This is a genomic window from Methylosinus trichosporium OB3b (genome assembly GCF_002752655.1).
Lineage (GTDB): Bacteria > Pseudomonadota > Alphaproteobacteria > Rhizobiales > Beijerinckiaceae > Methylosinus > Methylosinus trichosporium.
The window spans coordinates 4,034,890-4,054,199 of record NZ_CP023737.1 but is presented as its reverse complement, the minus strand read 5'-3'; the positions used below and the strand labels follow the sequence as shown (position 1 = coordinate 4,054,199).

General features: G+C 66.2%; 17 protein-coding genes. 6 read left to right on the top strand and 11 right to left on the bottom strand.

Going from position 1 to position 19,310, the window contains the following annotated elements:
* Positions 1-56 precede the first annotated feature (56 nt).
* Both fmt and def read right to left on the bottom strand, forming a co-directional pair.
* A complete protein-coding gene (gene fmt, locus CQW49_RS19195; RefSeq protein WP_003612914.1) occupies positions 57-983 on the bottom strand; it encodes a methionyl-tRNA formyltransferase in 927 nt (308 codons plus the stop codon).
* An 8-nt stretch (positions 984-991) separates the two neighbouring features.
* Positions 992-1,531, bottom strand: coding sequence for a peptide deformylase (gene def / locus CQW49_RS19190; RefSeq protein ID WP_003612915.1), 540 nt, complete (start codon positions 1,529-1,531; stop codon positions 992-994).
* Positions 1,532-1,958: 427 nt separating this feature from the next.
* On the opposite strand from def, the gene CQW49_RS19185 reads away from it, so the two are divergent.
* The gene (locus CQW49_RS19185) at positions 1,959-2,828 is read left to right on the top strand and encodes a 4-(cytidine 5'-diphospho)-2-C-methyl-D-erythritol kinase (RefSeq protein WP_003612916.1); all 870 of its coding nucleotides are present in this window, start codon (positions 1,959-1,961) and stop codon (positions 2,826-2,828) included.
* Positions 2,825-3,637, top strand: a complete 813-nt coding sequence (gene rlmB, locus CQW49_RS19180; protein WP_003612917.1) for a 23S rRNA (guanosine(2251)-2'-O)-methyltransferase RlmB — start codon at positions 2,825-2,827, stop codon at positions 3,635-3,637. Before CQW49_RS19185 ends, rlmB begins: the two co-directional genes overlap by 4 nt.
* Before the next feature lie 131 nt (positions 3,638-3,768).
* On the opposite strand, the gene CQW49_RS19175 is transcribed toward rlmB, so the two are convergent.
* The 7 genes from CQW49_RS19175 to CQW49_RS19145 are packed head-to-tail and all read right to left on the bottom strand — an operon-like array spanning position 3,769 to position 10,186.
* Positions 3,769-4,266 carry a hydrogenase maturation protease gene (locus CQW49_RS19175; RefSeq protein ID WP_003612921.1) on the bottom strand — a complete coding sequence of 166 codons (498 nt, stop codon included), beginning with the start codon at positions 4,264-4,266 and terminating at the stop codon, positions 3,769-3,771.
* Entirely contained in the window at positions 4,263-5,540 is a 1,278-nt protein-coding gene (locus CQW49_RS19170) for a hypothetical protein (RefSeq protein WP_003612923.1), read from the bottom strand. The genes CQW49_RS19175 and CQW49_RS19170 overlap by 4 nt, the downstream gene beginning before the upstream one ends.
* Complete coding sequence (locus CQW49_RS19165; protein ID WP_003612925.1) at positions 5,537-6,187, bottom strand: DUF6084 family protein; 651 nt, start codon at positions 6,185-6,187, stop codon at positions 5,537-5,539. Before CQW49_RS19165 ends, CQW49_RS19170 begins: the two co-directional genes overlap by 4 nt.
* The gene (locus CQW49_RS19160) at positions 6,180-6,791 is read right to left on the bottom strand and encodes a DUF5947 family protein (RefSeq protein ID WP_003612927.1); all 612 of its coding nucleotides are present in this window, start codon (positions 6,789-6,791) and stop codon (positions 6,180-6,182) included. The genes CQW49_RS19165 and CQW49_RS19160 overlap by 8 nt, the downstream gene beginning before the upstream one ends.
* Before the next feature lie 3 nt (positions 6,792-6,794).
* A complete protein-coding gene (locus CQW49_RS19155; protein WP_003612929.1) occupies positions 6,795-7,280 on the bottom strand; it encodes a hypothetical protein in 486 nt (161 codons plus the stop codon).
* Positions 7,277-9,085, bottom strand: coding sequence for a nickel-dependent hydrogenase large subunit (locus CQW49_RS19150; protein WP_003612931.1), 1,809 nt, complete (start codon positions 9,083-9,085; stop codon positions 7,277-7,279). Before CQW49_RS19150 ends, CQW49_RS19155 begins: the two co-directional genes overlap by 4 nt.
* Positions 9,086-9,094: 9 nt before the next feature.
* Positions 9,095-10,186: an NADH-quinone oxidoreductase subunit B family protein gene (locus tag CQW49_RS19145; protein ID WP_003612933.1), complete on the bottom strand. Its 1,092-nt coding sequence runs from the start codon at positions 10,184-10,186 to the stop codon at positions 9,095-9,097.
* 234 nt (positions 10,187-10,420) lie between these two features.
* Here CQW49_RS19145 and CQW49_RS19140 point away from each other — a divergent pair, with 234 nt between their 5' ends.
* Positions 10,421-10,723, top strand: a complete 303-nt coding sequence (locus tag CQW49_RS19140) for a hypothetical protein (protein ID WP_003612937.1) — start codon at positions 10,421-10,423, stop codon at positions 10,721-10,723.
* A 235-nt stretch (positions 10,724-10,958) separates the two neighbouring features.
* Here the strand turns inward: CQW49_RS19140 and CQW49_RS19135 are convergent, their stop codons facing one another.
* Entirely contained in the window at positions 10,959-11,186 is a 228-nt protein-coding gene (locus CQW49_RS19135) for a YbdD/YjiX family protein (protein WP_003612940.1), read from the bottom strand.
* The gene (locus CQW49_RS19130; protein ID WP_003612941.1) at positions 11,152-13,233 is read right to left on the bottom strand and encodes a carbon starvation CstA family protein; all 2,082 of its coding nucleotides are present in this window, start codon (positions 13,231-13,233) and stop codon (positions 11,152-11,154) included. Before CQW49_RS19130 ends, CQW49_RS19135 begins: the two co-directional genes overlap by 35 nt.
* A 287-nt stretch (positions 13,234-13,520) precedes the next feature.
* Between CQW49_RS19130 and CQW49_RS19125 the strand changes: the two genes are divergently transcribed.
* The 3 genes from CQW49_RS19125 to metH are packed head-to-tail and all read left to right on the top strand — an operon-like array spanning position 13,521 to position 19,158.
* A complete protein-coding gene (locus CQW49_RS19125; protein ID WP_003612942.1) occupies positions 13,521-14,534 on the top strand; it encodes an ArsR/SmtB family transcription factor in 1,014 nt (337 codons plus the stop codon).
* The gene (gene metF / locus CQW49_RS19120; protein WP_003612943.1) at positions 14,534-15,430 is read left to right on the top strand and encodes a methylenetetrahydrofolate reductase [NAD(P)H]; all 897 of its coding nucleotides are present in this window, start codon (positions 14,534-14,536) and stop codon (positions 15,428-15,430) included. Before CQW49_RS19125 ends, metF begins: the two co-directional genes overlap by 1 nt.
* On the top strand, positions 15,427-19,158 hold the full coding sequence (metH, locus tag CQW49_RS19115) for a methionine synthase (RefSeq protein ID WP_003612944.1): 3,732 nt from the start codon (positions 15,427-15,429) through the stop codon (positions 19,156-19,158). The genes metF and metH overlap by 4 nt, the downstream gene beginning before the upstream one ends.
* Positions 19,159-19,310: the final 152 nt, after the last annotated feature.

Here is a 19,310-nt window from a genome sequence, read left to right as displayed (position 1 = left end):
CATTCCTTCTCCCACTCGTGGGACAAGGAAGCGCCCCTGCCACGAGCGCCCTCGAACTATGACAGCGCCTGACCCCGCGGCAGCGGGCGCCCGCGCAAAAACGCCTCGATCGGCATGGGGGCCTTGCCGCCGCGTTGAACCTCGACGAGGCGCAGCGCGCCCTCGCCGCAGGCGATGAGGCCGCGATCGTCCAGCGCTTCGCCGGGCGCGCCCTTCCCTTCCTCGATCTTCGTGCGCAGAACTTTCACGCGCTCGACGCCATGGCCGAGGTCGCTCTCGAAAAAGGCGCCGGGAAAGGGCGAGAGCCCGCGCACGAGATCGTGAAGGGCGCGCGCCGGGAGGCGCCAGTCGATCCGCCCCTCGTTCTTGTCGATCTTCTGCGCATAAGTGACGCCCTGATCCGGCTGCGGCGTGAAGACGAGCGCGCCGCGCTCGAGATCGCGCAGCGCCTCGGTCATCAGCTCGGCGCCGGCCATGGCGAGCGCGTCATGCAGTTCGCCGCAGCTCATATCCGGGCCGATGGGAACACGCGCGGTCGCCGCGACGGGGCCAGTGTCCAGCCCCGCCTCCATTTTCATCACCATCACGCCGCTCTCGGAATCGCCCGCCATCACGGCGCGCTGGATCGGCGCCGCGCCGCGCCAGCGCGGCAGCAGCGAGCCATGCAGATTGAGGCAGCCCAGACGCGGCGCGTCGAGCGCCGCCTGCGGCAGGATGAGCCCATAGGCCGCGACCACTGCGACATCTGCGTCATGGGCGGCGAAGAGGCGCAAGGTCTCCTCGCCGCGAAAATTCTTCGGCGTGAACACGGGAATCGACAGAGACTCGGCCAGCCGATGCACCGGCGAGGGCTTCAGCCCCATGCCGCGCCCGGCCGGCGCCGGCGCGCGCGTGTAGACGGCGACGACCTCGTGACCGTCGGCGACGATCTTCTCGAGCAGCGGCGCGGCGAAATCGGGCGTGCCCATGAAGACGACGCGCATGGCGTTGTTTACGCCTCGACTTTGTCCGCCACCGGCGGCTGCGCGCGCGCGGCGGCCTTGACGAATTTCTTGACGACGCGCTCGCGCTTCAGACGCGAGAGATGATCGATGAAGAGCCCGCCCTCGAGATGATCGATCTCATGCTGGAGCACAGTGGCGAGCAGGCCGTCCGCCTCGATCTCGCAGGTCGCGCCCTCGCGATCGAGGAAGCTGACGCGCACCCGCGCCGGCCTCTGGACCTCCTCGAAATAATCGGGAACGGAGAGGCACCCCTCCTGATAGACGCCGAGCTCCTCGGACGCCCAGACGATCTGCGGGTTGATGAACACCATCGGATTCTTCGGCTCGTCGCCGCGCGTCGCGTCGGCGACGAGGATGCGCTTGGCAACCGCGACCTGGATCGCCGCGAGGCCGACGCCCGGCGCGTCGTACATGGTCTCCAGCATATCGTCGAGAAGCTGCCGGATCTCCGCGTCGATCACGGCCACCGGCTCGGAGACGAGCCGCAGGCGCGGATCGGGCAGGGTGATGATGGGTCGAATGGCCATTGGTGCGCCTGGTCGCTTGCGGTCCTGCCGCCGAGATAGGATTGCGCCCGCGCTTCGTCAAATCGAGGCGCGGCGTTCGGCCGCGAGCATAGGCTGATTTCGCGGGCGATGGTAGCGGCAGGCGAGCGGGAGCCGAGCGGCGGCGGTATCTATTGACGACGAAAGTGAGCCTCATCACTGCGAGTGTAACGAAGCAATCCAGCGCCCGTGGGGCGGCATCTTTCGATATTTCGCGGCGGCTCGCTTCGTCGCGCTTAAACTGGACATCTCCTCACGCGCGCCAGCGCCGCCTTAGCCGGATGTTCGCCGTTGTCGCGCCGCGGGAAAACGCCTAACATGGCTGCGAGGGACGACGCGCGAACCATTTGTTCACCAACGCGAAAGGAGCGGATCGTCCGCCTGCCGAAAAGGAATGGACAGCCGCTCGATGCTAGCGACGCGCGCCCCCGCGAAGATCAATCTCACGCTTCATATCCTCGGCCGCCGCGCGGACGGCTATCACGAGCTCGAGAGCCTCGTCGCCTTTTCCGGCGGCGGCGACGCGTTGCGGCTCGCGCCCGGCCCCGAGCTTTCGCTCGCGGTCGACGGCCCGACCGCCGCCGCGGCTGGCGTCGGCGACGATAATCTGGTGCTGCGGGCGGCGCGGCGGCTCGCGGAGCGCGTCCCCGGCCTCACGCTCGGCGCTTTTCGGCTCACCAAATATCTGCCGGTCGCGGCCGGAATCGGCGGCGGCTCCTCGGACGCCGCCGCGGCGCTGCGCCTCCTCGCCGCCGCCAACGGCCTTTCCGCCGACGATCCGCGGCTGATGGAAGCGGCGCGCGCCACGGGATCGGACGTGCCGGTGTGCCTCACGCCGCGCGCGCGCTTCATGCGCGGCGCCGGCGAGGCGGTCGGCGCGGCGCTCTCTCTGCCGCCGCTGCCAGCGGTCCTGCTCAATCCCGGCGCGCCGGTGGCGACAGCCGCAGTGTTCAAACGGCTCGGGCTCGCGCCCGGCGAGCGCACAGGCGCCGGCTCGCATCCCGCCATCACGCCCGGCATGGACGCAGAGGCGCTGCTGCTCGCCGCCCTGCGCAAGAGCCGCAACGACATGGAGGACGCGGCCTGCCTCGAAGCGCCGGTGATCGTCCATGCGCTGGCCGTGCTCTCGGCGGCGCGCGGCTGCCGGCTGGCGCGCATGTCCGGCTCCGGCGCCACCTGCTTCGCCATCTTCTCGACGCCCCATGCCGCGGCGACCGCCGCCGCGGCGATCGCCCGCCAAAACCCCGGCTGGTGGGTGAAGACGGCGGTGCTGCGATGACGCGCCCGCCGCACAAAGGTCCCCGCAACGACCGCCGCTTGCCGCCGCGCGAGGCGCCGCCGGCGGAGCCGTTCCGCCGCCCCTCCGCCGATGTCGTCGTGCTCTACGGCGCCCATGCGGTGCGCGAAGCGCTGCGCGCGCGTCGGCGCAAGCTGCTGACGCTCTACGCGACGGAAGGAGCGGCCGAGCGCATCGCCCCGCTCGCCGCCGAGGCCGGACTCACGCCGCAGATCGTCGACCCGCGCGCGCTCACGAGCCGGCTCGGCGATGAGAGCGTGCATCAGGGCCTGTTGCTGGAGGCGCGGCCCCTGCCCGCGGCGGAGATCGCCGATATCGAGACGAAGAGCGGCGTCGTGCTCGTGCTCGATCAAGTGACCGATCCGCACAATGTCGGCGCCATTCTGCGCACCGCCGCCGCCTTCGCCGTCGACGCGCTGGTGATGACCGACCGGAACAGTCCCGAGCTCACCGGCGTGCTCGCCAAGGCCGCCTCGGGCGCGCTCGAGCATGTGCTGATCGTGTCGGTCGTCAATCTCGCGCGTGCGCTGCAGGAGCTGTCGCAAAGCGGCCGGCTGGTCGTCGGCCTCGACTCCGAGGCGCCCGCGCCGCTCGAGGAGACGCGCTTGCAGAACCCCATCGCCCTCGTGCTCGGCGCCGAAGGCAAGGGCCTGCGCCGGCTGACGCGCGAGCGCTGCGACGTCCTCGCACGGCTCGACATGCCGGGACCGATCAAGAGCCTCAATGTCTCCAACGCCTGCGCCGTCGCGCTGACGACGCTGCGGTTGAAGGGGATAGCGAGTAGCGAGTAGTCCCTACTCCCTACTCGCTATTCGCCCTCACATCATCGTCATCTTGATGTAACGCCACAGATCCCTGAGATTCGTCACGATCAGCAGCAGCACGAGGCCGAGGATCACGAGTCCGAAGATGCTTCCTCCGCTCATTGGACGCTCCCTTCCGTGCAACCTGCCTCGCGCAGCGAGGCGACCAGAGTTTCGACGAGACGCGCCGCCGGCTCCACCGCGGCGGCGACCGGCGCGCTGAGCTCCATCGCGCCTTCCTCGCCGCCGAGCGTCAGCGGCTCGCAGGCGACCAGCAGGACGCGCGGCGCGTGGCCGCCGATGCGCGCGACGCTCTGCAGCACGGCGACCGGATCGAGCCCATGGGCCGAGACGATGGTCTCGTCCTCCGCGTCGATCTGCGGCTCGACGATCGACAACGTCCCCGGCTCCTCACCGCGCGGCGCCGCATCGACGAGGATCGCGACGTCATAGCCGTCGGTCAAAGCGAAGGCGAGATCGATGCCGCTGATGCCGAAATCGACGACATCCGCTTGCCCCAGCGCGTCGCTGCGCGCCAATGCACGCGCGACCTCGACGCCGAAAGCGTCGTCGCCGCAAAAAATATTGCCGATGCCGGCGACGAGAATGCGGGTCATGAAGCGCCTCCATCCAGCGGCTGCAATTCCTGCGGCGAGAAGAAGAAGCGATGGCCGGGAAAACCGGCGGCGCCGAGATCCGCGCCCGGATCTTCGACGAGCGTCACCGCGACATGCGCGCGCCCTTCGAAATCACGCTCGACCGCCTCGACCACCGCGACCTTGCCGGCGAGCGCAATGTCCATGATGTCGCCGCCCGCCTTCGGCGCGATGCGCACGCGCGCCCCGACCGCGAAGGGCGCCTCGTCGCCTTCCTCCAGCGGCCGAAAGGCCCCGTGCAGCGCGCCGAGATCGTCGCGCGTCATCGTCTCGCATCGTTGCAATATGTCGCGCGTGCGCGGATCGGCGGCGGCCATCTCGCGCTTCTCGTCAGCCGAGAGCGTGCGCACGCGCAAGGTCAATAATTCGTCGATCTCCGCGCCATCGAAGAATGCATTGCGGCTCTCCGGCGCGACCTGCGGATAATCGGAGAGGATGATCGGCGACGCCAGCATCCTGTCGCGCCGTCCCGGCTCGCCGACGAGGGTCGGCCATAGGCCCTCGCCGGCGCAGCCCCGCGCCGCGGCGCGATGGCGCTCGGGCGGCTCGATGAGCGAGACGAAGGCGCCGCCGCGCGCTTCGAATATGAGATGCGTCGAGAGAAAGGCGCGCGCCCGCGAATCTTCGCGCGCGTCGGCGTCCATCAGCGGCGACAGATTTTCGATCTCCACACGCAGGCGAAACAGCGCGTCGTCGAGCCGCGTCGCGGAAAGAACGACCTCTCCTTCCACCGCCTCGCTGCTGCGCGCGATCACCGCGACGATCTCGCCATGCGCGCGAATGGGCTCGATCTCGCGCGACGCCGCGAAGGAAAAACGCCGGCGTTGCGCCTTTCTGCAGAGATCGTCGAGCCTCGCCGCTTCGATATCGACCCGCCGCTCGATCGCTTCCTCGAAGGAGAGGAATTTCTCGCCATCGATGACGAGCGAATCCGTCGGACGATAGAATGCGATCGCCTCGACATCGGCGACCGGCGCCGCGATCTCGCCGATCTCGCGCCAGCGGTTCTGCAAAAACCGCAGCGCCATCTCGACCTCGGCGCCGGCCTCCGCCTCGATCAGAAGCTCCGCACGCATCAGCGACGCCTCGCCGCCGGCGCGCTGCGCGCTGCGCGGATGCAGCTCGCCGAACATCCAGCGCGTTCTGTTCTTCGTCGCCGACGGCCGATAGGGGTAGAGAATATAGCCCTCATAGAGAACGGCGTCGGCGATCGGCTTCACGCGGTCGATGTTCATCGCGTCGCCTCCATCTCGGCCTCGTCGAGAAGACGCGCGACGGCTTCCGCCTCGCCGAGCAGCGCGGCGCGCCGCTGGAAACGACGCAATCGCTCGAGCGTCTCGGCGCCGAGACGAATCCAATCGCCCTCGCCATAATGCCGCGTCATCAGCCGCTCCACGATCGCCAGCGGCAAAGCGAAGGACGCCTCCTTCGACCATGGGATCTGCTCGACGCGCAGCGCGCCATTCTCCTCAGTGTAGAACACCGAACCGCTGAACAGGAACAGGAGCGGCGCCGCGCCATCGATGAGCCCGCCGAAATATTTGGCGCTGGCGATTGCGACGTCGCGCGTGCAGGCGACCGGCAACCGCAGGATCGTCTCTTCGTCGAAGGCGGGAACGGCGACGCTCGCATGAGCGAAGACGAAGCTGCGCAGCGATTGCCCCCAATGCTCCGGCGCGCCGAACAATTCGACGAGCCGCTCCTTCTCCTCCACGCGATAGGAGCGGCGCATGGGCTCGATGCGGATTTGGCAGCCGAGCGTCACATTGCGAATGCGCGCGCGCGGCGTCGCGTTGGCGATGCGCAGCGAAAAGTTCAGCAACGGCGACACGGAAAAAGGCTCCGCTTCGACGCCGCTCACCTCGAAGGTAAGATCAACCATGGGCGAGGACTCCTCGCTGCGGCGCCTCGTTCAACGACACGAAGAAGCGTTCGACCTCGTCCCAGAGCGCCGCGCCGCCCGAAAGCCCCTGCCAACGCGCGCGCATGAGGCCGGTGAGCGCATAGCAGCGATCGATGGAGACGCGAAAATAGCGGCGCGCGTCGCGACGATCGATCAGCAGCGCCTCGACGTCCGGCGTCATGTCGAACAGAATCGGATTGGCCGCGGCGAGCGCCGACCAGGCGTCCTCGCTCAGAACGGATTCGATCGCGCCGGCCGGGCTCGGATAGACGGCGAGCGGACGACGCTCCTCGCCGCTCTCCAGCAGAAAGGCGAGGCCGATGGGAAGCTGCAAGCGCTCCCACAGATCGTCGGGAAGCGTGAAATCGCCGAGCGCGATCGTCGTCGGCGCGATGGCGCGTAGCGGGCCGCCCGCAGCCGCCGCGCGTAGGCAAGAGTCGCAGGCGCAGAGCATGCGGCGGCTGGACAGATCCATCGCATGACGGTGGACGGCGCCCAGCGCGGCGCCGCAGAGCTCGCAACGTTCCGCGCCGCCGTCATCGGCGACGAAGCGGCGCATGCGGGAGACCCAGCCGATAGTCATGCATCACTCCGCGAGACTGCGCGCCGTGGCGCGCTCCTCTATGACGATGCGGTCGAGATCGGGAGCCGCCTCGGTCAGCGACCGCTCGATCTCGCGCCGCGCATCGGCGCGATCCTCTTGGTCCTCGGGCAGGCGCACAGAGACGCGGGCGATGGCGCGCGAAACGTCGATGAGCTCGATTGTCGCGCCCCATTTCTCACGCAGGCCCGAGATGGCGCGCCGCAGCCGCGTCTCCGGCTCGTCCGGATGCAGCCCGTGCAGCAACAGCGCCGACGCGACATAATGATCCGCCGCGAAGGCGGCGAGCAGACGTCCGTCCTCGGCGCCGGAAGCGAGCGTCAACATGCGCGCCAGCGCCAGCCCATGCAGATCGAGGCAGGCGTCGAGCAGCGCGCGCGCGAGCGCGCGAGCTTGCGCGTCTCTCGTCTCGTCCAGCGTTTCGATCAGCCGTTCCATGCGGCCGAGACAATCGGCGAGCGCATCGCTCATGATCCCTCCCGCGGCGCGCCGAACATCGGCGAATGAACGCGCTCGAGCGTGCGGCCGCCGCCGAGATACATATGCACGCCGCAGGGCAGGCACGGATCGAAGCTGCGCACCGTGCGCATGATGTCGATGCCCTTGAACTTGTCGCGGCCGTTCTCCTCGAACAAGGGCGTGTTCTGCACCGCATCCTCATAAGGCCCCGGCGTGCCGAAATCGTCGCGCGGCGTCGCGTTCCAGGGCGTCGGCGGATAAGGGTGATAATTGGCGATGCGCCCCTCGCGAATGACGAGATGATGCGAGAGCACGCCGCGCACCGCCTCGTGAAAGCCGCAGCCGATCGCTTCGTCCGGCACGGTGAACTCGGTCCAGGTGCGCGTGCGCCCGGCCTGCACCTCCGCCAGAGCCTTGTCGATGAAGTGATAGGCGATAGCGGCGCAATAGGCTTGGAAATAGGTGCGCGCGCGATCCCGCTCGATGGCGTTGCTCCATTTGGGAATCTTCCACTCGAACTCGCATTCGGGCTTCAACGCGGTCTTGGGCAGATAGATTTTGACGCTGTCGCCCGTCGCTTTGACATAGCCGACATCGACGAGCCCGGCGAGCGCGGTGGCCCACAGGCGCGCCAGCGCGCCGCCGCCGGTGTCGAGCGCCAGATAATCGCCCGTGCGCTTGTCGTACCAGCGCGGACACATCACCCAGGAATAGTTGCCGCCGTCGAAATCGCGCTTCTGCGGCCGTGGTATCGTCGTCTGATTCCAGGGATGGCGCTGATCCACCGGATTGCCGAGCGGATCGGTCGAGACGAAGGTCTCGCGGTTCTGCCAATCGTCGTAATAGCTCGCGCCGAGCAGGATGCGGATGTTGAGATTGATGTCGACGAGATCGGTCGTCACCAGCTTTCCATCGACGATGACGCCGGGCGTCACGAACATGGCCCGGCCCCAATCGGTCATCGTCTCATAGCGATAGTCGCACTTCTCCGGATCCTGGAACGCGCCCCAGCAGCCGAGCAGAATGCGGCGACGGCCGACCTCCTCATATCCCGGCAGCGCGTCGTAGAAAAAGTCGAACAGATCATCGTGCAGCGGCACGCATTTTTTCATGAACTCGGCATATTTGACGAGGCGCACGAGATAATCGGTGAACAGCTGCACCGAAGGCGTCGTGCCGACGCCGCCGGGATAGAGCGTCGACGGATGCACATGGCGCCCTTCCATCAGGCTGAACATTTCGCGCGTGTAGCGGGAGACATGCAGCGTCTCGCGATAGAACTCGCCGGTGAAGGGGTTGAGCGCCGTCATGATGTCGGCGATGGTGCGGTAGCCGTGATCGGCGGCATGCGGCGCCGGCGTCGATTGCGCCTTGGCCCAGACGCTCGGATTGGTCTCCTTGACCATCTGCTCGCAGAAATCGACGCCGACGAGATTGTCCTGAAATATATTGTGATCGAACATATATTCGGCCGCCTCGCCGAGATTGATGATCCAATCGGCGAGCGGCGGCGGCTTGATTCCATAGGCCATGTTCTGCGCATAGACGGAACAGGTCGCGTGATTATCGCCGCAGATGCCACAGATGCGGCTGGTGATGAAATGCGAGTCGCGCGGATCCTTGCCTTTCAGGAACACACTGTAGCCGCGAAAGATCGACGAGGTGCTGTGGCATTCGGCGACGGTGCGGTTGTCGAAGTCGATCTTGGTGAAGATGCCGAGACTGCCGACGATGCGGGTGATCGGATCCCAATTCATCTCGACGAGATTGGGAGAGGACTTCCGCTCGTCGTCGATACGTCGCGCTTTCTCGTCCATATCGTTCTCCTAAAGCGGATACGCTTCTTCCGGCTTATCCGGATGATAGCCTGTGGTGCGCTCGTCCTCGTTGTGCCGCCATTTCGGCTCTTTGCTGAGCGTCGAATTGGTGAGGCGACGCAGATTGCGGATGAGGAATCCGTATGGCGTGACCAGCGTGGAGGAGATGCGCGCGCCGGGCGGCTCGTCCATGAACGGCATGAGCTTGTCGGGAAAGCCCGGCATGGTGCAGCCGATGCAGATGCCGCCGACATTGGGGCAGCCGCCGACGCCGGCGATCCAGCCGCGCTTGGGCACATTGCATTGCACGACCGGGCCCCAGCAGCCGATCTTCACGAGGCATTTGCGCGAGCCATATTCATGCGTGAAGTCGGCCTGCTCGTAATAAGCGGCGCGATCGCAGCCTTGGTGCACGGTCATGCCGAATAGCCATTTCGGCCGCAATTCCTCGTCCAGCGGAATCATCGGCGCGAGGCCGGCGAGCTGACGCAGCACATAGAGCAGCGTCTCCATGAAATTATCCGGCTGCACCGGACAGCCGGGGACATTGATGATCGGCAGCCCGGCCTTCGATTCGAAATGCCAACCGAGATAATCGGCAAGACCCATGCAGCCGGTGGGATTGCCTTTCATTCCATGCACGCCGCCATAGGTCGCGCAGGTTCCCGCCGCGATCACGCCGAGCGCCTTGCCGGCGAGGCGATCGATCCATTGCGTGGTCTTGATCGGCTCGCCCGTCTCCGGATCCGTGCCGAAGGCCGCCCAATAGCCTTCGCCGCTCAGATGCTCGTTGGGAATGGACCCTTCGACGACCAGCAGAAAATTCTCGATCTCGCCGCGCGCGGCGCTGTGAAAGAATTTCATGAAGTCGTCCCCGACCTCATAAGCGAGAACGGCGTTGTGCAAATGTACTTTCGGCAGGCCGGGCACGGCGCCCAGCAGAATGTCCTCTATGCTCGGCTCGCTCGCCGCCGTGATCGAGACGGTGTCGCCGTCGCAAGAAAGTCCCGCGGTGATCCACAGAATGTGGACCTCCTCGATGTTCGGAACATGCTGGGTGGAGCGTCCATGAGGGACCGCATCCGGAGCCGCATCGGCCATGCTCGCCTCCGCTATTCGACAAAGGAACCAAACGCGGCGTTGCGGTTTTAGTTCCTGAATGCGGGCCACGGCCGTAGTCGAGACGAAAGAGCGCCGGCTCCGGCGCTCCACAGCTCCGCATAAGTGGAATTGCGAGATTTGCGCCGACTTTGCCCTCGTCTAGGCTCGATTCTGCCCACTTTCTCCCAAAACGATCAGTAGAAAGCGCGGTCGAGGACTCGAAGGATGAGCGACATGATCGACCTCGGCGACAGGCTGGCCCGGCTCCTGTTCGAACGATTCGGCGCCGCGTCGCGGCGCTTCGACGAGCTTTCGTCCGCGGAGCGCGATCTTTATTTTCGCACGGCGCAGGACGTGCTGCGCGAGGTGGCGGCGAGCGCGCCATTCGACGCCGAGCGTCTCGTCGAGCGCGTGAGAGAGACGCGGCCGTCACGGCTCGGCTTTCTCTACATGAGCTATGCGCTCAATCGCACCGAAGCGGCGTCTCTGCTCGCCGCACGCGCCGCGCTGCCGCGTCAACGCAAGCCGGCGGCTTAGTTCCGCCGTGTCCCTCGTATCGAAGAGCGGCGTCGCCCCGCAGAGCTGGCTTTGCGCGGTCGCGCTCGCTCTCTGTGATTGCGAATATGAGCTTTCGGCGTCGCCTTCGTTTGTGCTTCAGCGCATAGCGCGACGCGCGTTGCTTGCACGGAATAGAGCGAACCTGAAGGCTCGCGGTCCACACAGCATCTGGACCGCGAGCCTTCTGGCTCGCTCTTTGGACAAAGAGTCGAGACTAGCAGCAGCGAAACGCGCTGCGGCCGCCCTCGCCGAAGCGGCTCGCCTGCCGCTCGCGGAAATAATCGTCGCGCGTCATCGCCGGCTCGTCCGGATGATTGGCGCGCCGATGCGCCGCATAGGCCTCGTAATCGCCCTGGCCGATCATCAGCTGCGCGCTCTGGCGCAGCTTTGCGGCGAGGCGCGCGAGATCAAGCCCGGGCGATGCGCAGATCCGGCACTTCATCGGTCGTCTCCCTGGTGGTGACGGTCTTGGCGCGCAAGGCGTCGCGAATCGAAACGAGGCCGAAGCCGAGCATGGACAGAACCAGCGCGATGAAGATCGCGCAAAGCGTGATGTTCACATAATCGTTGAACACGATGCGGCTCATCTCCGCGGCCGTCTTGGCCGGCGCCAGCAATTTGCCCTCGGCCGCGGCGGCGGAGAAGCGCGCCGCATGCGCGAGGAAGCCGATCTTGGCGTCGGGATGGAAGATTTTTTCAAAACCCGCGGTCAGCGTGCAGACATAGAGCCAGGCCGCCGGCGCCGCGGCGACGAAGGCGTAGGCCTGCCGCTTCATGCGGAACAGCACGACGGTGCAGAGCGTCAGCGCGATCGCCGCCAGCATTTGATTGGCGATGCCGAACAAGGGCCAGAGCGTGTTGATGCCGCCCAGAGGATCGACGACGCCGGCGTGCAGGAACCAGCCCCAGCCGCCGACCGCGAGCGCGGTGGAGGCGAGATTGGGAATCCACGCGCGCGTGTGGCGGAAGCGCGGCGCGAAGGTTCCGACGAGATCCTGGATCATGAAGCGCGCGACGCGCGTGCCGGCGTCGACGGTGGTGAGGATGAACAGCGCCTCGAACAAAATGGCGAAATGATACCAGAAGGCCATCATGCCCTGACCGCCGAGGGCGCTCGACAATATCTTCGCCATGCCGACCGCGAGCGTCGGCGCGCCGCCGGTGCGCGAGAGCACGCTCTTCTCGCCGACATCGGAAGCCGCCTGCGTCAGCGCCTCGGGCGTGATGGAAAAGCCCCAGGAGGAGATCGCCTGCGCCGCCGAATCGGCGGTCGAGCCGATCACCGCCGGCGCGCTGTTGAGCGCGAAATAGACGCCGGGCTCGAGCACGCTCGCCGACACCAGCGCCATGATGGCGACGAAGGATTCCATCAGCATCGCGCCATAGCCGATGAAGCGAATCTGCGTCTCGTCGCCGATCATCTTCGGCGTCGTGCCGGAAGAGACGAGCGCATGAAAGCCGGAGACGGCGCCGCAGGCGATGGTGATGAAGAGGAAGACGCTGCCGGCGAACACCGGCCCCGTGCCGTCGATGAAGCGGCTGACCGCCGGCATTCTCAGCTCCGGCATGACGATGAAAATGCCGATGGCGAGCGAGGCGATGGTCCCGATCTTCAGAAAGGTGGAGAGATAATCGCGCGGCGCGAGCAGCAGCCACACGGGCATCACCGAGGCGATGAAGCCGTAAGCGATCAGCATGAAGGCGAGCGCCTCGCCCTTGAAGGAGAACAGCGCGGCGAGCGCCGGAGTCTCGGCGACAGTGCGGCCATAGGCGATGCCGGCGATGAGCAGCACGAAGCCGATCGCCGACATTTCGAACACGCGCCCCGGGCGGATGTAGCGGCCGTAGATGCCCATCAGCACGGCGGTGGGCAGAGTGGCGAAGACGGTGAAGGTTCCCCAAGGGCTGTCGGCCAGCGCCTTGACGACGATGAGCGCGAGCACGGCGAGCAGGATCACCATGATGGTGAGAATGCCGACCATGGCGACGAGGCCCGGCAGCGGACCCATCTCGGTCTTGATGAGATCGCCGAGCGAGCGTCCGTCTCGGCGCGTCGAGATGAACAGCACGACGAAATCCTGCACCGCGCCGGCGAAGACGACGCCGGTGAGCAGCCACAAAGTGCCGGGCAGATAGCCCATTTGCGCGGCGAGCACCGGGCCGATCAGCGGCCCGGCCCCGGCGATGGCCGCGAAATGATGGCCGAACAGCACATATTTGTCGGTCGGCACATAATCGAGCCCGTCATTGCGCCGATGCGCAGGAGTGAGGCGAGTGGGATCGAGCCCGAGCGCGCGGTTCGCGATGAACAGCGAATAGAAGCGGAAGGCGATGAGATAGACGCAGATGGCCGCTGTGACGAGCCACATGGCGTTGACCGATTCGCCACGCGAGGTCGCGAGCGTGAAGAGCGCGAAGACGCCGATGAGGGTGACGGCGCTCCAGAGCGCGAACGAGAGCGAATTGCGGGTGGGAATCGGGTCGGACATGGGATCGCCTCGGTCGCGATGGTGGCTGCGCGACAACAAGCCGCCTTTCCCGAAAAATGCAAGAAGGGGCGCATCCATTCTCCCACTCGTGGGAGAAGATGGCCTCGCGAAGCGAGGTCGGATGAGGGTCCCGCCGCGTCGACAACTCGGTAAAACCGTGCGCGCCCTCATCCGACCCGGCTCCGCCGGGCCACCTTCTCCCGCCCTGCGGGAGAAGGATTCCGCCCTCTCTTGATTCCATGCGCAGCGACGTATATAGATATCTTTATATCTGCCTCGGACACGCCATGACCCCTTCGCCTCGTCTTCTCCCTCTGGAGCCCGCCCTCGCCGCGTTGAATGCGGCCGGCGAGGAGACGCGGCTGCGGCTGCTCGGGCTTCTGGCCGAGACCGAGCTCACCGTCAGCGAGGCTGTCGCCATTCTCGGCCAGTCGCAGCCGCGCGTCTCCCGGCATCTGAAGCTTCTCGTCGAGGCCGGGCTCGTCGAGCGTCGCCGCGAGGGCGCCTGGGCCTTCTTCCGCCTCGCCACGGCCGATGTGCAGGGCGAGATCGCCCGCAATGTCGTCTCCTGGCTCGATCCGCTCGATCCGGTGCTCGCCGGCGACCGCGCCCGGCTCGCCGAGGTGCGGCAGGCGCGCGCCGACGCCGCGGCCCGCTATTTCGCCGACCATGCGAGCGAGTGGGACGAAATCCGCTCGCTGCATGTGCCCGAGGCGCAAGTCGAGGCCGCGATGCGCGAGGCGGTGGGCGAGGCCCCGCTGCGCCGCCTGCTCGATCTCGGCGCCGGCGCCGGCCGCATGCTGGAGCTGTTCGCGCCGCAGGCGGAGCAGGCGATCGGCGTCGATCTCTCCTCCGCCATGCTCGCCGTCGCGCGCGGCCGGCTCGAGGAGGCCGGCGCGCGCAATGTGCAGCTGCGCCAGGGCGACATCTATGCGCTGCCGATCGAGCGCAACAGCTGCGATCTCGTCATCGTGCATCAGGTGCTGCATTATCTCGATGATCCCGGCCGCGCGCTGCGCGAGGCGGCGCGCGCGCTCGCGCCCGGCGGACGCCTGCTCGTCGTCGATTTCGCGCCGCATCGCGAGGAGGCGCTGCGCGATGCGCACGCCCATCGCCGTCTCGGCTTCGCCACGCAGGAGATCAGCGCGCTGCTCACGCAGGCGGGGCTCGAGGTGCTGTCGCAAAAAGACCTCGCTCCCTGCGCCGAGGACGGCGGCAAGCTCACTGTCTCGCTATGGCTGGCGCGCGATCCGCGCATTATCGCCGACCCCCTTCCTCGAACGAGCTATGAGACTGCCTGATGGCCGATGCGCGCACCTCCTGGCCTCCGGGTCATTTCGACATCTCCTATGAGTTCTTCCCGCCGAAGACGCCGGAGATGGAGATCCAATTGTGGGATTCCATCGCACGCCTCGCGCCGCTGAAGCCGAAATTCGTCTCGGTCACTTATGGCGCCGGCGGCTCCACGCGCGAGCGCACGCATAATATCGTCGCGCGGCTCGTCGCCGAGACCGACATTCTTCCCGCCGCGCATCTGACCTGCGTCTCCGCCTCGCGCGCCGAGATCGACGAGATCGTGCGCGGCTATTGGAACGCCGGCGTGCGCCACATCGTGGCGCTGCGCGGCGATCCGCCGACGGGCGTCGGCACGAAATTCGAGCCGCATCCCATCGGCTATCAGAGCTCGACAGAGCTGGTGCGCGGCATTCGCGAGATCGGCGATTTCGAGATCTCCGTCTCCACCTATCCCGAAGGCCATCCCGAGAGCCGCAGCATCGACGACGACATCGATGCGCTCGCCTCGAAGATCGACGCCGGCGCGACGCGCGCCATCACGCAATTCTTCTTCGAGAACGACGTCTATTTCCGCTTTCTCGACAAGGCGCGCAAACGCGGCATAAAAATTCCGATCGTGCCCGGCATCATGCCGGTGCAGAACTTCAAGCAGACCGCCAATTTCGCGCGCAAGGCCGGCGCGAGCGTGCCCGGCTGGCTCGCCGATCGCTTCGAGGGATTGGACGACGATCCCGTCACCCGCCGTCTCATCGCCGCCGCCGTCGCCGCCGAGCAGGTGCTCGGCCTCGCCGAGAATGGCGTGCGCGAATTTCACTTCTACACCAATAATCGCGCCGACCTCGTCTTCGCGATCTGTCATCTTCTGGGCGTGCGTCCCGTTACCGAGAAAGCCGCAGCATGAGCTTCGACAAGAACCACGGACCGAAGATTCTCGCCGCGCTGGAGCAGGCCGCGAGCGAGCGCATTCTCGTCCTCGACGGCGCCATGGGCACGATGATCCAGCGCCACAAATTCACGGAGGCCGATTTCCGCGGCGAGCGATTCAAGGACCATCCGAAGGATCTGCGCGGCAATAATGATCTGCTGACGCTGACGCAGCCGGACGCGATCGAGGCGATCCATCGCGCCTATCTCGAGGCCGGCGCCGACATCATCGAGACCAACACCTTCTCCTGCACCGCGATCGCGCAGGCAGACTATGGTCTCGAGCATATCGTCTACGAGCTCAATCTCGAAGGCGCGCGTCTCGCGCGCAAGGCCGCCGACGCGGTGGCGCGCGAGACCGGCGTTCCGCGCTTCGTCGCCGGCTCCATGGGCCCGACCAATCGCACCGCCTCGATCTCGCCCGACGTGTCCAATCCCGGCTTTCGCGCCGTCACATTCGAGGATCTGCGCGCCGCTTATCACGAGGAGGCGCTCGGCCTAATCGAGGGCGGCGCCGATATTCTGCTGATCGAGACGATCTTCGACACGCTGAACGCCAAGGCCGCGATCTATGCCGTCGAGGACGCGTTCGAAAAGGTCGGCACGCGCTTTCCGGTGATGATCTCGGGCACCATCACCGATCTCTCCGGCCGCACGCTCTCCGGCCAGACGGCCGCCGCCTTCTGGAACTCTATTCAGCACGCGAAGCCGTTCTCGATCGGCTTCAATTGCGCGCTCGGCGCGCGCGAGATGCGCCAGCATATCGCCGAGGTGTCGCGCATCGCCGACACGCGCATCTGCGCCTTCCCCAACGCCGGCCTGCCCAATGAATTCGGCCTCTATGACGAGAGTCCCGAATATATGGCCGAGCTCGTCGGCGAATTTGCGAAGTCCGGCCTCGTCAATGTGGTCGGCGGCTGCTGCGGCACCACGCCGCCGCATATCGCCGCCATCGCCGGCGCCGTGAAGGGCGTCGCGCCGCGCGCCATTCCCGAGATCGAGCCGCTGCTGCGCCTTTCCGGCCTCGAGCCTTTCACGCTCACCAAGGACATTCCCTTCGTCAATGTCGGCGAGCGCACCAATGTCACCGGCTCGGCCAAGTTCCGCAAGCTGATCACCAATGGCGATTACGCCGCCGCGCTCGATGTCGCGCGCGATCAGGTGGCCAATGGCGCGCAGGTGATCGACATCAATATGGACGAGGGCCTGCTCGATTCGAAGAAGGCCATGGTCGAGTTCCTCAATCTTCTCGCCGCCGAGCCAGACATCGCGCGCGTACCGGTGATGGTCGATTCATCGAAGTTCGAGGTGATCGAAGCGGGCCTGCAATGCCTGCAGGGCAAGGGCGTCGTCAATTCCATCTCGCTGAAGGAAGGCGAGGAGAAGTTCATCGAGGCGGCGACCAAGGTGAAGCGCTATGGCGCCGCCGTCGTCGTCATGGCCTTCGACGAGGCGGGACAGGCCGACACTTTCGCCCGCAAGGTGGAGATCTCCGGCCGCGCCTATAAGATTCTCGTCGAGGAAGTGGGCTTTCCGCCGCAGGACATCATCTTCGATCCCAACATCTTCGCCGTCGCGACCGGCATCGAGGAGCATTGCAATTACGGCGTCGACTTCATCGACGCGGCGCGCGCGATCAAGACCACCCTGCCCCATGCGCATGTGTCGGGCGGCGTCTCCAATCTCTCTTTCTCCTTCCGCGGCAACGAGCCGGTGCGCGAGGCGATGCATTCGGTGTTCCTCTATCACGCCATTGCGGCGGGCATGGATATGGGCATCGTCAACGCCGGCCAGCTCGCCGTCTATGAAAAGATCGATCCCGAGCTGCGCGAAGCCTGCGAGGACGTCGTGCGCAATCGGCGCCCGGATGCGACCGAGCGCCTCGTCGATATGGCCGAGCGCTTCAAGGGCGCCGGCGCCAAGTCTGCGGAGAAGGACGCCGCTTGGCGCGAGGCCAGCGTCGAGAAGCGCTTGGAATATGCGCTCGTCAATGGCGTCGCCGATTATGTCGATCAGGATGTCGAGGAGGCGCGCCTCGCGAGCGCGCGGCCGCTCGATGTGATCGAAGGCCCGCTGATGGCCGGCATGAATGTCGTCGGCGATCTCTTCGGCCAGGGCAAGATGTTCCTGCCGCAAGTGGTGAAATCCGCGCGCGTGATGAAGCAGGCGGTGGCGCGTCTCCTGCCTTACATGGAGGAGAACAAGGAGACGCGCTCCTCCGCCGGAAAAATCCTGCTGGCGACGGTGAAGGGCGACGTTCACGACATCGGCAAGAACATCGTCGGCGTCGTGCTCGGCTGCAACAACTTCGAGATCATCGATCTCGGCGTGATGGTCCCGACCGCGAAGATTCTGGAGACGGCGAAGGCCGAGAAGGTCGACATCATCGGCCTCTCCGGCCTCATCACGCCGTCGCTCGACGAAATGTGCTTCGTCGCCTCGGAGCTGGAGCGCGAAGGTTTTTCGGCGCCGCTGCTCATCGGCGGCGCGACGACGAGCCGCGTGCATACGGCGGTGAAGATCAGCCCCAATTACAGCAAGGGCCAGGCGGTCTATGTGACCGACGCCTCGCGCGCGGTCGGCGTCGCGCAGGCGCTGATGTCGCAATCCTCGCGCGCCGATTATGTCGCCAAGACGCGTGAGGAATATGAGAAGGTCGCGGAAGCGCATGCGCGCGCCCAGGCCGAGAAGCAGCGGGTGTCTCTCGCCGCTGCGCGCGCCAATGCGTTTGCGATCGATTGGAGCGCCTATGAGCCGCCGAAGCCGAGCTTTCTCGGCGCGCGCGTCTTCGCCTCCTATGATGTCGCAGAGCTCGTCCCCTATATCGATTGGACGCCCTTCTTCCAGACATGGGAGTTCAAGGGCCGTTATCCCGCCCTGCTCGAGGACTCCGAGCGCGGCGCGGCGGCGCAGCAATTGTTCGAAGATGCGCAGACGATGCTGGCGCGCATCGTCGAGGAGCGCTGGTTCAATCCGAAGGCTGTGATCGGCTTCTGGCCCGCCAACGCCGTCGGCGACGACATTGCGCTCTTTACCGGCGAAGGCCGCGTCGAGCGGCTGGCGACGCTGCATACGCTACGTCAGCAGCTCCTGCGCCGGGACGGCAAGCCCAATGTGGCGCTCGCCGATTTCGTCGCGCCCGAGGGCGCGGGCGCGGATTATATCGGCGCCTTCGTCGTCACCGCCGGCGCGCAGGAGGCGAAGATTTCCGAGCGCTTCGCCCGCGCCAACGACGATTATGGGGCGATCATGGTGAAGGCGCTCGCCGATCGTCTGGCGGAAGCTTTCGCCGAGCGCATGCATGCGCGCGTGCGCCGCGAGTTCTGGGGCTATGCGGCCGATGAGACCTTCACGCCGGAGCAATTGATCGGCGAGACTTATCGCGGCATTCGTCCGGCGCCGGGCTATCCGGCGCAGCCCGACCACACCGAGAAGGCGACGATCTTCCGCCTGCTCGAGGCGGAGAAGCGCACCGGCGTCGCGCTGACGGAGAGCTATGCGATGACGCCGGCGTCATCGGTCAGCGGTCTCTATTTCGCGCATCCGCAGGCGCATTATTTCGGCGTCGCCAAAGTCGAGCGCGATCAGGTGGAGGATTACGCCGCCCGCAAGGGCGTCGAGACCGCCGAGATCGAACGCTGGCTGCGGCCGGTGCTGAACTACGAGCCGGCGCCGCATAGCGAGCTGGTCGAGCCGGCGCAATAGACCTCACGACGCGCCCCTGCTCTTGCCTGCGGGAGAAGGGGCCTAGCATAGATGGGTCGGATGAAGTGAAAGCTCGCACTCGGTGCAATTTGAACGTCGGCGAGCAGTCGTACAGGCCCGCCGCGCGAGCCCACGACGAAAAGTACCTGAGT